Source organism: Pseudoalteromonas sp. AOP7-A1-14, from assembly GCF_052376275.1.
In the GTDB taxonomy this organism is placed as follows: domain Bacteria; phylum Pseudomonadota; class Gammaproteobacteria; order Enterobacterales; family Alteromonadaceae; genus Pseudoalteromonas.
The window spans coordinates 15228-29449 of record NZ_JBQSVO010000035.1; the positions used below are offsets into that span (position 1 = coordinate 15228).

Genomic DNA, 14222 nt, shown 5'->3' on the forward strand with positions numbered 1-14222 from the left:
TCGAATAGCCTTTTTTAGTCTTGTATCTCGCTTTACGTTTTGTTCCTTCGTATTTTCATTTACGTACTATGATTAAGTAGGGCTTTTAATTTTCCGGGCTTTATCGGTTTAGATAAATAATGAATACCCGCTGCTTTGGTGGTTTGCTTTAATTCATCATCGCGTACTGCGGTAATTAAAATAGCGGGCACGTCGTTTTGCCAAATTTCACGCAGAGTTTTGATAAGTGTAATACCGTCGCAGTTATGGCCTAGTTGATAATCCATTAAAATAACATCAGGTGCGCCGTTTGCTTTGGCATAAGCTATTACAGCTTCTACTTGATCAAACAGCTGGTAATTGGCTTGCCACTTCTGTAATAAGCTTGCCATGGCACTCAGGTTTTCTGGATCGTCGTCAACGGCAATAATATTCATTGCGCTGCGGTGTTCAAACAAACTGCCGGTCACGACTTTTTGCTGTACTTGTTGCGACTCTCCGTAAGGAACTTCAATACTAAAGCGGCTACCTTTGCCAACTTCAGAATGCACATCAAGGCGTACACTGAGTAAGTCAGCCATGCGTTTTACCACTCCAAGTCCAAGGCCAACACCTTTATTATCACCGCCTTCAATGCGGTAAAAGTCATTGAAAATCTTACTTTGTTCAAGGTCTGAAATGCCAGGGCCGGTATCCCATACTTCTATGCGTAGCTGATGTTTACGTTTTCTGCATGCGACTAAAACATGGCCGATATCTGTGTATTTCACCGCATTTGATACGAAGTTTTGGATTATTCGACGCAGGTAGGTAATGTCGCTATGCACAATTTGTCCATCAGAGCGTACCTTCAGAGATAAGCCTTTTTCACTTGATAAAATAGCGTATTCGTTTTGTAGCGGTGCTAAAATATCGTCGATATTAAAGTGTCGTGGGCTTGGGGTCATTGCACCTTGTTCAAGCTTGGCTATTTCTAGTAAGGCCGACATTAAATGCACTGTTGAATCGAGGCTGTCGCCGAGTTTCTCAAAGTTGTTTTTATTACTAACCGTGAGCGAGCCTTCATCAACGGCGGCTAAATATAAACGTGCGGCATTAAGAGGTTGTAAAATATCATGGCTCGCCAGTGCTAAAAAGCGAGTTTTACTGTCGTTGGCTTGTTCAGCCTCTTTTTTGGCAAGGGTTAATGCTTGCTCGGTTTGTACTCGGCTATCTATTTGGGCATGTAAATCTTTATTAATGGTACGGATTTCTTGAGTACGTGCTTCAATACGGTTTTCAAGATCCATGTTCACTTCTTCAAGGGCATTTTGGGTTTCAATATGGGTGGTAATATCTGAAAAGCTGGTAACAAAACCACCATCAGGTAACGGGTTACCTATCATTTCAAATACTTGACCATTTTTACGGTGGCGAATAAAGTGATGTGAACTGCCATTTTTTAAATGTTGTACGCGTTTGTCTACATGGCGTTCTATTTCACCGGGGCCGCATTCCCCGCGCTCTGCATTATAACGGATCACATCCTCGATAGGTTGGCCTACCTCTAAAAAACCATCAGGGTAGTGAAACATTTCTGCGTAGCGTTTATTCCACGCCACTAAGTTTAGGTCTTTATCGACCACTGATAAACCATGGCTCAGGTTTTCAAGAGAGGTGAATAATAAGTTTTGGTTAAACTGTAATGCTTGGGTGGTTTCGTCAAAAAAGTTAACCACTTCTTCAAATGCCATGCGCTTGCCTGAAGCTACGGTATGTATTAACGCCTGCGCGGATGAAGCACCCAATACGCCGGTTAATGCACGTTCGCAATAGGCGATAAACTCAGGTTCAGGGTGGGCGTTGTTATCATCTAGCTGATGATTTAACGAAAAGTGCGCTAATATTTGTTGGCTGCGCTGCACTCCTAAAAAGGTTTGCAGTAATACTTTGAAGTCGTAAATCGTGGCTTTAACATTTTTATTTAAACGCCTTGCCAGTACAGCTTGCTCCTTGGGGGTTACAAAGGCCGCAGCTTGAATTTTATCAATTAAGCGCTCCTCTGCACCTAACGAAAAGCTAATATAACAGCCAATATTGGCAAATAGCGCAATCAGCGTACCACGGGTAATTAATGTTTGCTGTAGCTCGGCATCAAGCGTATTTCCTGTATTTAAAATAGGTAGCATTAAAAATAATACCCAGCAAATAAAGCCCGCTAACATGCCAGCATAAACGCCATAAGCATGGCCTTTACGCCAATATAACCCGCCGACAATAGCAGGTAATAACTGAGTTACTAATGAAAACGCGACTAAGCCCATACTGGCAAGCGCTTTACCGTGGCCAAACCACTGCTGATAAAAGTACGAAAGAATTAAAATACCAGCAATAGTAAAACGCCTAGTTAATAGTATTTGAGACTTATAATTACTGGTGATCCGATTACGTTTAAACTTACGGCGCAGCATTAATGGTAACACCACATCGTTAGTAACCATGGTGCTAAGTGTGAGTGTTGCCACAACAATCATGGCGGTTGCTGCTGAAATACCGCCAATAAAAACAAAGGTAGTGAGTAACATATTTTCATGCATTAGCGGTAGGGCGAGTACAAAGCTATCTGGTGAGAAGCCATTACCAATGCCTGGATGTATAGCTGCAGTTGCAATGGGTAAAATCATCGCCGCTGTTAGCAGCAAATAAAGCGGGAACGCCCAGCGTGCAGTAAATAAGTGACGTTTGTCTTGGTTATCGACCACAGTTACATGGAATTGACGTGGCAAACAGATGATTGCCGCCGCCGCCATTAATGACTGGCCAATAAAGTTAAAACTAAAAAAGTCAAAGTTATGCCAATGCTGCCAAATTGATTCAGAGTTAAGTGACGGGGTGCCTTGTGGTAAATTAAACAAGGTGTAAAGGGCAAGCCCAGCAACGGCCACCAGTGCTAATAGTTTGATCATTGACTCAAAAGCAACTGCTAGCATTAATCCTGAACGGTACTCGGTTACATCAACTTTGCGGGTGCCAAAAAATATAGCAAACAGGGCCATAATAAATGTCGCTGAGAGCGCAAGTGTTGAGCCTGATATTTTGCTGTCAGTTTGTAGTAACAAAAAGCTGCTGCTGAGCGCTTTTAGTTGTAAGGCGATGTAGGGGATCGTTGCAAGTAGTGCGATCACGGTAACCATAATAGCGGTGGTTTGGCGTTTGCCATAACGGGCTGAGATAAAGTCAGCAATGGTGGTTATATTTTGCTTTTTACTTACTAAAACCAGCTTTCGTAAAAAACCCTGACCGAAAAAAAACAACAGCGCTGGGCCGAGTAGAATAGGCAGATAACTCCAACTGCTGGTGGCTGCTGTGCCCACCGAGCCATAGTAAGTCCACGAAGTGCAATAAATACCCAGCGATAAAGAATAAACAAAAGGATGGTGGCTAATGCGTTTAGCTAGCGGCGTGGTTTTATCGCCCCAATTAGCTAGCCAAAACAATACGCCAATGTACGCTAACGCGACAAAAATTAGTGCAGCAGTCATGTTTTCATTCAACTTTTATTATGTTGCTGCCCACCATACCAGAACTTACCCCGATATTGAGCCTTGAATTTTAGAACTAAAAACAAATAATTTTTAAGTTGTTGATTTTAAGGGGTATATATTATTTTTCAAAGTTAATAAGACTAATGTCGCACAAGCTTATAAAGCAATTTTATTGCGTGCTATTACTCAGGGACTTAATGCTTAACACTATGAAAAATAATGTTTTAAACCTTTATATGTTAGTACGGTGTATGCAGTTTACGTAAGTGTTAACTTGTTGTTCCGACTATGGTAGCAATTCAATATTACGCTGGCGTTGCTAACTTAGTTAATGACAATTAATTACACCCATCACCTTTACGTGATGTCTAAGGGGACATAATAAAATGGCTTTTAAAAATGAAGAACAAGCAAAAGCTTATTGGGCGGAAAACATTTCGCTGCTATTTAAGTTGCTAGCAGTGTGGTTTGTCGTGTCATTTGGTTTTGGCATATTACTGGTAGATGTACTTAATGAAGTGCGTTTTTTTGGGTTTAAGCTTGGTTTCTGGTTTTCCCAGCAAGGCGCGATTTACACCTTTGTAGCTTTGATTTTTGTGTACGTTTTCAAAATGAATACGTTAGATAAAAAATATGGCGTAGACGAATAGGAGCTAAGTAATGGATGTTCAAACACTCACATTTATAATTGTCGGTTTAAGCTTTGCGCTTTATATCGGTATCGCAATTTGGGCTCGCGCGGGTTCAACAAAAGAGTTTTACGTAGCAGGTGGAGGCGTACCACCTTTGGCAAATGGTATGGCAACAGCTGCTGACTGGATGAGCGCAGCGTCATTTATTTCAATGGCAGGTATTATCTCGTTTTCAGGCTATGATGGAGGCGTCTTCTTAATGGGCTGGACCGGTGGCTATGTATTATTAGCACTGTGTTTAGCGCCTTACTTACGTAAGTTTGGTAAGTTTACAGTGCCAGATTTCATTGGTGACCGTTACTACTCACGAACCGCGCGTTTAGTGGCAATTATGTGTGCTATCTTTATTTGCTTTACTTACATTGCGGGACAAATGCGCGGTGTAGGCGTGGTCTTTTCGCGTTTTTTAGAAGTTGAAATAGAGACCGGTGTTTACATTGGGATGGTCATTGTTTTTTTCTACGCAGTGCTAGGTGGTATGAAAGGCATCACTTACACGCAAGTAGCTCAGTATTGTGTACTGGTATTTGCTTATCTAGTGCCGGCAATTTTTATCTCAATGATGATGACAGGTCACTTCTTCCCACAAACAGGTTTTGGTGCCACGTTAATTGGTAGTGATGGCGTTTATGTACTTGATAAGCTAGATGGTTTAAGTACTGAGCTAGGGTTTTCTCAGTACACCGAAGGCTCTAAGAGCATGATTGATGTATTTGCAATCACAGGTGCGTTAATGGTGGGTACTGCTGGTTTACCTCATGTTATTGTGCGCTTTTTCACTGTACCTCGTGTAAAGGATACGCGTATCTCTGCTGCTTGGACATTAGTATTCATTTCTATTGTTTATACCACAGCACCTGCAGTTGCTTCATTTGCCCGGGTTAATATGATTGATACTATTAACGGTAAAGACGGCAGTGGCACCTTATACACTGAAGCACCAACATGGGTTAAAAACTGGGAAAGAACAGGGTTAATTACTTTTAATGATAAAAATGATGATGGCAAAATGTTCTACACTGCGGGTGACGTGAACGACCCTAATAGCGTTAATGAAGTAAGCGTTGACCGCGATATCATGGTGCTTGCCAATCCAGAGATTGCTAATTTACCAGCGTGGGTTATTGCCTTAGTCGCAGCCGGTGGTATTGCTGCAGCACTTTCCACTACAGCAGGCTTGTTACTGGTTATTTCGACCTCGGTCTCTCATGATTTACTTAAGCGAACTTTAAAACCCGATATTAGCGATAAGCAAGAGCTACTTGCAGCGCGCTTGTCCGCTATGGTGGCGATTGTTATATCGGCTTACTTTGGTATAAATCCGCCCGGGTTTGTGGCATCGGTGGTGGCATTTGCCTTCGGGTTGGCTGCGGCGAGTTTCTTTCCCGCGATTCTCATGGGAATTTTCTCTAAGAAGATGAATAAAGAAGGGGCAATATCAGGCATGGTAACGGGTATTACTTTTACCGCTGCGTATATTATCTTCTTTAAATTTATCAGCCCAGAGCTAAATAGCCCTGAACATTGGATCTTAGGTATTTCGCCTGAGGGAATAGGTTTAGTTGGTATGGTTATTAACTTTGCAGTAGCTGCTATTGTGCTTAAGTTTACTGCTGAAACTCCTGTTGAAATTCAACAAATGGTAGAGGGTATTCGTAACCCTAAAGGCTCAACTGGAGCGCACGCTCACTAAATCTTGTAAGTTAAAAAGTTCACCAAGCCCGACTTAAGTCGGGCTTTTTATTTATGAGAATAATAGGTAGTGTAATAATCATACTAACGCTATGAAGGTGCGAATAAACGTTATGAGTACTGAGCAACAAGACCTTATCCAATTTGTTTTAAAACAAACCCCATTTAGTCAGTTAGACGCCAGCGCTGCTGAATATTTTGTTAATCACCTTGATAGTATTTACTTAACTCGTGAAAACCAAAATGAATGGCTAAAATCTGATTCGCCAAAATTGTTTTTAATTCGCTCAGGGCTTTATGATTTGGTCGATGAAAAAGGGGATGTAGTAACACGACTTGCCGAGGGCGATTATTTTGGTTATCCATCATTGTTAACCGGTGAAGCAATTCAAAACCGTTTGCAGGTGCAAAAAGAAGGTATTGTTTATTTACTTGATCAAAGTAGTTTTGATTATTTGCGCCGTGAGTATAAAACCTTTGAGCAGTATTTTGTACGCGCTCATAAAAATCGTTTATTGTCGTCGCATTATAAAAGCCAAAATGAGAGTTGGTCTGAGCGTAAAATTGCTGAACTAATGTCGCGTAAAGCGGTAGCATTACCGCCTGATGCCAGCATTAACCAAGCCGCTAAAAAAATGAAAAAACACGGCGTATCGTCAATTATGATCACCGAACATGAATGTTTAGTTGGAGTTATAACTGACCGTGATTTACGGAACCGTGTATTGGCTGATGAAGTTGACTCAAAAGAGCCGCTCAGCAGTATTATGAGCGCCAAGCCAAAATTTATTTTTGAAAATAACCGAGTGTTTTCGGCGCTGCATTTAATGCTTAAATTTAATATTCATCATTTACCTGTGCTTGATGAAAACCACAAAGCACTGGGCATGATCACCAGCACCGATTTACTACGCCAACAAAAAAGCGACCCAGTGCAGTTAATTGGCCGTATTTATAAAGCTCATAGTGTGACAGATTTAAAACGCTATGGGCTTGAAGTGCCCGAATTACTACGTGGCTTTTCGAACAATATAGATGATATTTCGTTAGTGGGGAAATTGCTCAGTGGCGTAACCGATGCGCTAACCTCGCGGTTAATTTATTTATTTCAGGAAGAGCATGGTACAGCACCAACATGTTTTAGCTTTATTTGTTTTGGCTCACAAGCGCGAGAAGAGCAAACTCTGCACTCAGACCAAGATAACGGCTTATTACTACCCGATGGCTTAACGGAGCCGCAGCAAGATTACTTTAAGCGTATGGGGGAGTTTGTCTGTGAGCAATTAACCCTGTGCGGAATTAAACGTTGCCCAGGTAATATTATGGCTAGTAGTGAGCTTTGTAGAATGAGCAAGTCTGATTGGTGTGAACGTTTTTTAAACTGGGTCGAAGCGCCTACGCCAGATGCTATGCTAAATTGTAAGATATTTTTTGATCTGCGTTTTATTGAAGGATCTAACACGCTTTACGCTAGTTTTTGTGAACAATTAACGCGTATTTCTCATAATGAGCTGTTTTATGCCGCCATGGCAAACGATATCAATACTAATTCGGTACCAATTGGTTTGTTTAATCAATTTAAGCTTGAAAAAGACACCCGTCAGCATAAGTTTATTGATTTGAAAAAGCGCGGTGTCGTGATTATAAATGATATAGTTCGTTTGTATGCTCTTAAGGCTGGTATCCGCCTTGCTAATACTCAAGAGCGGCTTGATGCTTTATTAAAACTTGAATCTGAAAAATGTAATTTCTTAAGCAATAAAGACATTTATAACCTTAAAGACTGCTGGCGGTTTTTAACGCAACTGCGCTTGCGAACACAAATAAACCAAGAGGGGTTGCCTAGTAACTGTATTAACCCTGATAATTTAAACTCACTTGAACGACATCAGCTAAAAGAGGCTTTTTATTTAGTAAAGCAGTCGCAACAAGCGGCTGCCTTTAAGTTTGCCCGTGGCAGCTTATGAGGAGCTGCAAAGTAATAAAGCGCTGGTTCAGCCGTTATTTAACGCGCAAGCAATTGTTAGCGCAAGATGCCAAGGTGCAGCGTTATATAGTGATTGATTTAGAGTTAACGGGATTTGACGCAAAGCAACATGAAATAGTGTCTATTGCTTGGCTTGCTATTGAGCAGCAATGTATAAAGTTGAGTAAAGCTCAGCACTATATTAATAAAGATGTGAAAAACTTAGCACAAAGCCCTGTTTATCATGGTATTGGAAAGCAAGATGTAATAAATGGGCAAAGCCTTAAAAGTAGTTTAGCAGCATTGGCAAAAGAGTTACCTGGCACTATTTTGGTTTTTCATAATGCAGGGCTTGATTGGCCTTTTTTAAAGCGGGCCTTTAAAGCTCATGATATCAGCGCTCAGCCACAACTTGTTATTGATACCTTTCACATAGAAAAAAAACGCCTGCAACAACAAGGGCTCGACATTGCCTTAGACGATTTAACCCTTAATGCATGTCGTGCTCGTTATCAGCTTCCACGGTACAGTAATCATCATGCACTTACCGATGCAACAGCAACTGCAGAATTATTACTCGCACAATACCACCAAATATGTGGCGGCAAGCGCTTGCAAGTTAAGCAGCTGGTTTAGCTAGAGTAATATTACGCCCACCAAGGTAACCAAATAGGGCGCAACCTAAACTTGCGATAGCACATAGCCATAATGTAGGTGCCCAGCTATTAAAATAGGTGTGCAAAGCGCCAGCTAACATGGGCCCAGTTGCGGCTATTAGGTAACCAATGCATTGTGCCATTGCTGATAGGGAGCTAGCTTGTCGGCTGTCATGTGTTCGTAAGCTAACAAACGACAAGCCTAAAATAAAACATGCACCAGAGCAAAAGCCCAGTGTTATTGACCAAAACAATGCAAGCCCAGGCATAAACAACAAACCAAACGAACAAAGTGCGCCAATTAGCGCTAAAGAGCTGGTTAAGATTCGTTGATCTTTTAATCTTGCTAGTAAGGGGATCAATACAATACCAGGCACAGCAGATGCCGCCTGAAAGGCGCCTTGCATAGCGCCTGCTTGAACGGGAGACATGCCACTTTCAATTAAAATACTTGGCAACCAAGCGACCATAATGTAAGTAAAAAACGAGTTAAGGCCTAATAGTAATGTAATCTGCCACGCCAATGACTGTCGCCACACATTCGTTTGCACAGGGGGGTTAGCTAGTTCTTTCGCTGGCATAGTATGATATTTAAGTTGTGGTAACCAAAGAGCTATACTGAGTAAAGTAAGTAAACCATAACTTGCCAGTGCCAGTTGCCAACCCATATTGTGATACTCACTAAGTGGAAGCACGATAGCTGAATAGCTGCCACCAAAAATAGCCATTGCTAATACATACGCTGAGGTCATAACCGCAACTTTATGCGGGAAGTCGCGCTTGATTAAACTCGGTAATAGTACGTTACCTATGGCTATACCAACACCAATAATAGCGGTGCCTAAATATAACAAAGGTACGCTGGTAATTAGCCGCGAGGCGAGGCCTGAGCCTATAAGTATCAAAGCAATAAACAAAGTAACTTCTAGCCCTAGCTTTTTAGCAAGCCAATTAGCAAGCGGAGACGCTAAAGCAAAAGCTAGCAGTGGTAACGTTGTCAGCATTCCTGCTTGAGAAGGAGATAAGCTAAAAGATGCAATAATACCTTCAAGTACAGGGGCTATTCCGGTTACTGGTGCGCGTAAATTAACAGCAATAAAAAAAACGCCGAGAATAAGAATAATAGAAGAGAAAGCAGTCCGTTTAATCGGGGTTGAATACAAAGCTAAATCACCAAATAGATGGCAGGTGCGCCAATTATACCTGAAGGTCAGTGACGTTGATATTAAATAAGCTAATAATTAACCTTTGTTTTTTAATAACTTAATCATTAGCTAATGACAATGCTAATAGTGCACTGAAAAATAATTAACCCCACTTTTTATAGTCATCCGTTTATAGACATAACACGTCTATATTGATTTAAAAAAGGGTGGTTTTATGAATAACATTACGAGTAACAACAATCGCAGCGGTTTATGTTTAACGGTATTGAGCAGTGCGATTCTGGTTGGTCTGGCAGGTTGCAATCAAACATCACGTAACGAAGTCACAGAGCAAGAAGAACAACTTGATAGCAACGAAGTAACACAAACAAAAGTTGATAATAAACAGCGGCTATCACAGCAATATCAACTACAAAAAGAGCCTGTTTTACAAGTGCGAAATTCCAATATTCATGTTGCAAGCCTTGAAAAAGTGCCGCAGGATTTAATGCATACAAATGCTGTAACGACATCGGCTATGCCTCAACCCGCGATTATTGATGATGGGACATTTACCACAAAGCAAGACCGTGAAAATTACTTAAAGTCACAACAGAATCCTGTTAAACAAGTTAAAGTTGCGCCGGTATCTACTTTTTCAATTGATGTCGACACGGGGAGTTACAGTAATACCCGTCGTATGTTGAATGTAGGGCAGCTGCCGTCAAGTGATGCTGTACGCGAAGAAGCCTTTATTAATTATTTTGACTATGATTACAGCGCACCCACTAATATAGCAACGCCGTTTAACGTTGAGACTGAAATAGCCAGTGCGCCCTGGAACGAGCATCGTCAGTTATTAAAAATTGGTATTAAAGGTTTTGAGATAGAAAAAGCCGATTTAAAAGCCGCTAACTTAGTGTTCTTATTAGATGTGTCGGGGTCAATGAATGCGCCGAATAAGTTACCGTTATTAAAAACCAGCTTAACCATGCTTACCAAGCAATTAGATGAAAATGACTCAGTAGCTATTGTGGTTTATGCCGGAGCTGCAGGCGTCGTATTACCTGCAAGTAAAGGCAATGACGAAGGTGCAATTACAGCGGCTTTAAATAAATTGGCCGCAGGGGGGTCAACGAATGGTGAGCAGGGTATTGAGCTTGCCTATCAAATTGCCGCTAAAAATTATAAAAGCGACGGTATAAATCGCGTGATTTTAGCCACCGATGGCGACTTTAACGTAGGTACGCAATCAATTGATAAACTCAAAGAGTTAGTTGCTAGTAAACGTAAAACAGGGATCGCGCTTACTACACTCGGTTTTGGTCACGGCAATTATAACGACGGGTTGATGGAGCAATTGGCAAATATTGGTAATGGTCAACATGCCTATATAGATAATATTAACGAAGCACGCAAAGTTCTGGTTGATGAGCTCAGTAGTACTATGCAAATTATTGCTAAAGACGTGAAGGTTCAGGTTGAGTTTAACTCGCAACAAGTGGCTGAATATCGCTTAATTGGTTATCAAAACCGCCTGCTCGATAATGAGGATTTTAACAATGACAAGGTGGATGCCGCAGAGCTCGGTGCAGGGCATACAGTGACCGCGCTTTACGAAATCACCTTAGCTAACTCAAAGCATAAACAAATTGATGAGTTGCGCTATCAGCCACACGCGCAGAATAAACCCATTGATACGAATGAGCTGGCATTTATTAAAGTGCGTTATAAAAAGCCAGGCAGTGAACGTAGTGAACTTATCACTCAAGCTGTTTCAACTCCTTCTACGCCACGGCCATTATCACAAGCGAGCCAGGACTTTAAATTTTCGGCAGCGGTGGCTGGATTTGCACAATTACTAAAAGGTGCAAAATATACCGCAGACTGGCAGTATGAAGATTGTGCGAAGCTTGCTATTGCAAACAAAGGCATCGATACCTTTGGTTACCGTAGTGAGTTTATAAAATTGGTAAATAACGTCGCAGCACTGTAATAGTTATAAAATATACAAAGGACATTATGACAGATATAGCAGACGAGCAATTAATGCTGAATTATGGCCAAGGTGATGTACAGGCTTTTACGCAGCTGTACACGCGCCATAAAAATAGCCTTTATCGGTATTTTTTGCGTCAGTGTGCGACTCTTGAAATGGCTGAAGAGTTATACCAAGAAGTTTGGAATAAATTAATAAAAGCACGCGCTCAGTATCAAGTGAGCGCTAAATTTACGACTTGGCTGTATAGCATTGCCCATAATGAACTGATAGATCACTACCGCCGTAACAGTACTCAAAATAAGTGGTTTGATACCGATGAGCAGGCTATAGACAAGTCTGCCCACTTTAATCAAAGTTATGATGAAAATCTCTATCAGGCTCAACTAGTAGCTCAGTTAAAACAGTGCTTAGCGCATTTACCAAGGCAGCAAAAAGAAGCCTTTTTACTCAAGCACGAAGCAGGGTTTACCTTAAAAGAAATAGCCGAATTAGTTGTAGAAACCGCTGAGAATATAAAAAGCCGAATTCGTTATGCACTAACTAAATTAAAGCAATGTATGCATTATAAAATGAGGAATAGCGATGAGCGATAAATTAACTGATCATGATATAGCCTCACTTTATAAGCGCGGCGCAACTGAGCAGCCAAGCAACCAGCTTGATGCAAAAGTACTACAAAGTGCAACCGATGCAGTTAATACCAAAGACATAGAGAGCTTTACTGCAATTGAGCCAAAAAGAAAGCATAAACGCTTTTATCAAACATGGTATGGGCAACTTTCTACGGCGGCGTCATTGGTGTTAATTGCCGTGTTATACATGAAAAATACCACGCAGCACCCGCAGTCATTAAAGGTTGTAAATAAACCACAGCTATTAAGTGATACAAAGCCAGAGGCTGCGCCTGATGCATCATTTGAAATGATGGAACAAGCAGATATATCTGAAAAGGTACAAAGTTTTGAGCGTAATAGCTCATCTAAAGAGGCTGATAAACAATCTAAAAAATATAGTATTACTGCTCGTAGCCAGTTTTCACTCGGGCTCGAGAGAATTACAAGCGAGGTTGCAAAAGAATTTAAGAGTATAGATATTCACCTTGCGAAAGGTGAGGTTGGGGAGGCTAAAGCGCAGTTAAAGGATTTACTAAAGGTGTATCCTGAATTAGAGGCTCACTTAAGTAAGCAATATAGAGAGTTATTAGGTAATACAAATTAACATAAATATTTTATTGCGACTTATCAGTGTTTTAAGCTGGTTTTATTAAGATTTTTTAAAAACTGCTATTTCATTTTCACTAGCAATCAATATAATTATTTATATAATATTGATGTATTGCAATCTTAGGTATAGGAAACCATGGAAAGATTATCAGTGTCGGTATCAAGCCTAGCACACTATTATAGTAATAAAGATCGGTTTAAAAAAAACAAAGGGGTTTTGAAAGAGACTAAAGATGTGAAAATCAACTATGATTCCCTTGATGATAAAAATCAACCCGCAATCATCATACGATTATTACTACTTATAGGCTTTTTAGTTTTATGCAATTTATTTTACATTTCTTATTAATTACTTCGATTTTTTTACTGTTAGTCATACTCAAAGGCTATAAAGTTAAGCGGCTTTTTAGGGTGCCACTGTATTGTATTTATTTAGGTGGTAACTTAAATAAAAATAAGCCAATTATCTTGAAGAAAAATGAACTCGTAGGGGCGCCTGATGCAATATTTTTTAATCCATTAAAGTTTAGAATCGTTATTGGTGAATTAAAAAGTCATTATTATCGTGGCCATGTAACTGTTTATGAGGAAGCTCAGGTGACACTATATATGGGCATGTGTACAAGATGGTATTTGCTGAATCCAGTATGTATTTTGCACTATTGTGATGAAAGTACTGTCGGCATTAAATATAATCCTGTGTTGTTTGCTGAAATATTTAAGCAGCGCCATGACTGCTTAGAGATTCTAGAATCTTAGCTCTCGCTACAAAATAAATCTAAATTGATATTTACAACTAGATCAAAAAAGACTAATAAACTACTAGGCTTGTTAGAGCTACCATGCGAAGCTTGCCGATAACATTACATTACGCGGTCTTCCAGGAAAGTAACGATCGCCAGTGAAGCTCGTATAGTCAGCACGTTCTGCATAAGCCGTATCGGTTAGATTATTGATTCGTGCAGTTAGTTTTAACTGCTCTGTGACTTGCCATGCCGCACGTAAATTAACTAAGTCGTGACCTGCATAACTATGTAGGTTTTCAGGATCAGTAAAGTAGTCACTAACATGATGCCATTCAAGTGCAAGTACAGTGTTATTAGTCGCTTGCCAATTAATTTGAAAGTTGGCGATATTCCGCGGGGCAGTGTCTATATCATTACCATTAATATTGATGCCTGATAAGGTTTGATCGTAGCTATAAGTGTGCTTTGCATGAGTGGCAGCAAGGGCTAGTTGTAATGAATTAGTGAGTTGGTAATCAAGCTCTAGCTCAATTCCCCGGTGTTGGGTTTCGCCATCATTGATAGTAAAAAAGTCACTATCACGAAATATAACGTTTC

General features: G+C 40.5%; 11 protein-coding genes. 8 read left to right on the top strand and 3 right to left on the bottom strand.

Translation table 11 applies throughout. From position 1 onward, the window contains the following. Positions 1 to 59: 59 nt before the first annotated feature. On the bottom strand, positions 60 to 3500 hold the full coding sequence (locus ACT3RM_RS07635; RefSeq protein ID WP_441833987.1) for a PAS domain-containing hybrid sensor histidine kinase/response regulator: 3441 nt from the start codon (positions 3498 to 3500) through the stop codon (positions 60 to 62). A 389-nt stretch (positions 3501 to 3889) separates the two neighbouring features. Here ACT3RM_RS07635 and ACT3RM_RS07640 point away from each other — a divergent pair, with 389 nt between their 5' ends. The 4 genes from ACT3RM_RS07640 to ACT3RM_RS07655 all read left to right on the top strand — a co-directional run bounded on the left by ACT3RM_RS07640 (position 3890) and on the right by ACT3RM_RS07655 (position 8489). After that, a complete protein-coding gene (locus ACT3RM_RS07640) occupies positions 3890 to 4153 on the top strand; it encodes a DUF4212 domain-containing protein (RefSeq protein WP_441833986.1) in 264 nt (87 codons plus the stop codon). A 10-nt stretch (positions 4154 to 4163) separates the two neighbouring features. Further along, positions 4164 to 5888, top strand: coding sequence for a sodium:solute symporter family protein (locus ACT3RM_RS07645; protein ID WP_441833985.1), 1725 nt, complete (start codon positions 4164 to 4166; stop codon positions 5886 to 5888). Between the two features lie 112 nt (positions 5889 to 6000). Further along, positions 6001 to 7854: a DUF294 nucleotidyltransferase-like domain-containing protein gene (locus tag ACT3RM_RS07650; RefSeq protein WP_441833984.1), complete on the top strand. Its 1854-nt coding sequence runs from the start codon at positions 6001 to 6003 to the stop codon at positions 7852 to 7854. Further along, complete coding sequence (locus tag ACT3RM_RS07655; protein ID WP_441833983.1) at positions 7851 to 8489, top strand: 3'-5' exonuclease; 639 nt, start codon at positions 7851 to 7853, stop codon at positions 8487 to 8489. The genes ACT3RM_RS07650 and ACT3RM_RS07655 overlap by 4 nt, the downstream gene beginning before the upstream one ends. Here the strand turns inward: ACT3RM_RS07655 and ACT3RM_RS07660 are convergent. Beyond that, the gene (locus ACT3RM_RS07660) at positions 8473 to 9672 is read right to left on the bottom strand and encodes an MFS transporter (protein WP_441833982.1); all 1200 of its coding nucleotides are present in this window, start codon (positions 9670 to 9672) and stop codon (positions 8473 to 8475) included. The genes ACT3RM_RS07655 and ACT3RM_RS07660 overlap by 17 nt on opposite strands. A gap of 217 nt (positions 9673 to 9889) precedes the next feature. Here ACT3RM_RS07660 and ACT3RM_RS07665 point away from each other — a divergent pair, with 217 nt between their 5' ends. The 4 genes from ACT3RM_RS07665 (at position 9890) to ACT3RM_RS07680 (ending at position 13638) form a co-directional block, all read left to right on the top strand. Then, on the top strand, positions 9890 to 11650 hold the full coding sequence (locus ACT3RM_RS07665) for a vWA domain-containing protein (protein ID WP_441833981.1): 1761 nt from the start codon (positions 9890 to 9892) through the stop codon (positions 11648 to 11650). A 26-nt stretch (positions 11651 to 11676) separates the two neighbouring features. After that, entirely contained in the window at positions 11677 to 12249 is a 573-nt protein-coding gene (locus ACT3RM_RS07670; protein ID WP_441833980.1) for a sigma-70 family RNA polymerase sigma factor, read from the top strand. Then, a complete protein-coding gene (locus tag ACT3RM_RS07675; protein ID WP_441833979.1) occupies positions 12239 to 12874 on the top strand; it encodes a hypothetical protein in 636 nt (211 codons plus the stop codon). The genes ACT3RM_RS07670 and ACT3RM_RS07675 overlap by 11 nt, the downstream gene beginning before the upstream one ends. 326 nt (positions 12875 to 13200) lie before the next feature. Next, on the top strand, positions 13201 to 13638 hold the full coding sequence (locus tag ACT3RM_RS07680) for a hypothetical protein (protein WP_441833978.1): 438 nt from the start codon (positions 13201 to 13203) through the stop codon (positions 13636 to 13638). Between the two features lie 78 nt (positions 13639 to 13716). Here the strand turns inward: ACT3RM_RS07680 and ACT3RM_RS07685 are convergent. Then, positions 13717 to 14222 (bottom strand): TonB-dependent receptor domain-containing protein (locus ACT3RM_RS07685; protein ID WP_444511353.1); only part of this gene is annotated, 506 nt, incomplete at its 5' end.

Bases quoted from the DNA above. Each gene is read 5' to 3' on its own strand.
- ACT3RM_RS07635 (WP_441833987.1), bottom strand. From the start codon at position 3,500: ATGACTGCTGCACTAATTTTTGTCGCGTTAGCGTACATTGGCGTATTG.
- ACT3RM_RS07640 (WP_441833986.1), top strand. From the start codon at position 3,890: ATGGCTTTTAAAAATGAAGAACAAGCAAAAGCTTATTGGGCGGAAAAC.
- ACT3RM_RS07645 (WP_441833985.1), top strand. From the start codon at position 4,164: ATGGATGTTCAAACACTCACATTTATAATTGTCGGTTTAAGCTTTGCG.
- ACT3RM_RS07650 (WP_441833984.1), top strand. From the start codon at position 6,001: ATGAGTACTGAGCAACAAGACCTTATCCAATTTGTTTTAAAACAAACC.
- ACT3RM_RS07655 (WP_441833983.1), top strand. From the start codon at position 7,851: ATGAGGAGCTGCAAAGTAATAAAGCGCTGGTTCAGCCGTTATTTAACG.
- ACT3RM_RS07665 (WP_441833981.1), top strand. From the start codon at position 9,890: ATGAATAACATTACGAGTAACAACAATCGCAGCGGTTTATGTTTAACG.
- ACT3RM_RS07670 (WP_441833980.1), top strand. From the start codon at position 11,677: ATGACAGATATAGCAGACGAGCAATTAATGCTGAATTATGGCCAAGGT.
- ACT3RM_RS07675 (WP_441833979.1), top strand. From the start codon at position 12,239: ATGAGCGATAAATTAACTGATCATGATATAGCCTCACTTTATAAGCGC.
- ACT3RM_RS07680 (WP_441833978.1), top strand. From the start codon at position 13,201: ATGCAATTTATTTTACATTTCTTATTAATTACTTCGATTTTTTTACTG.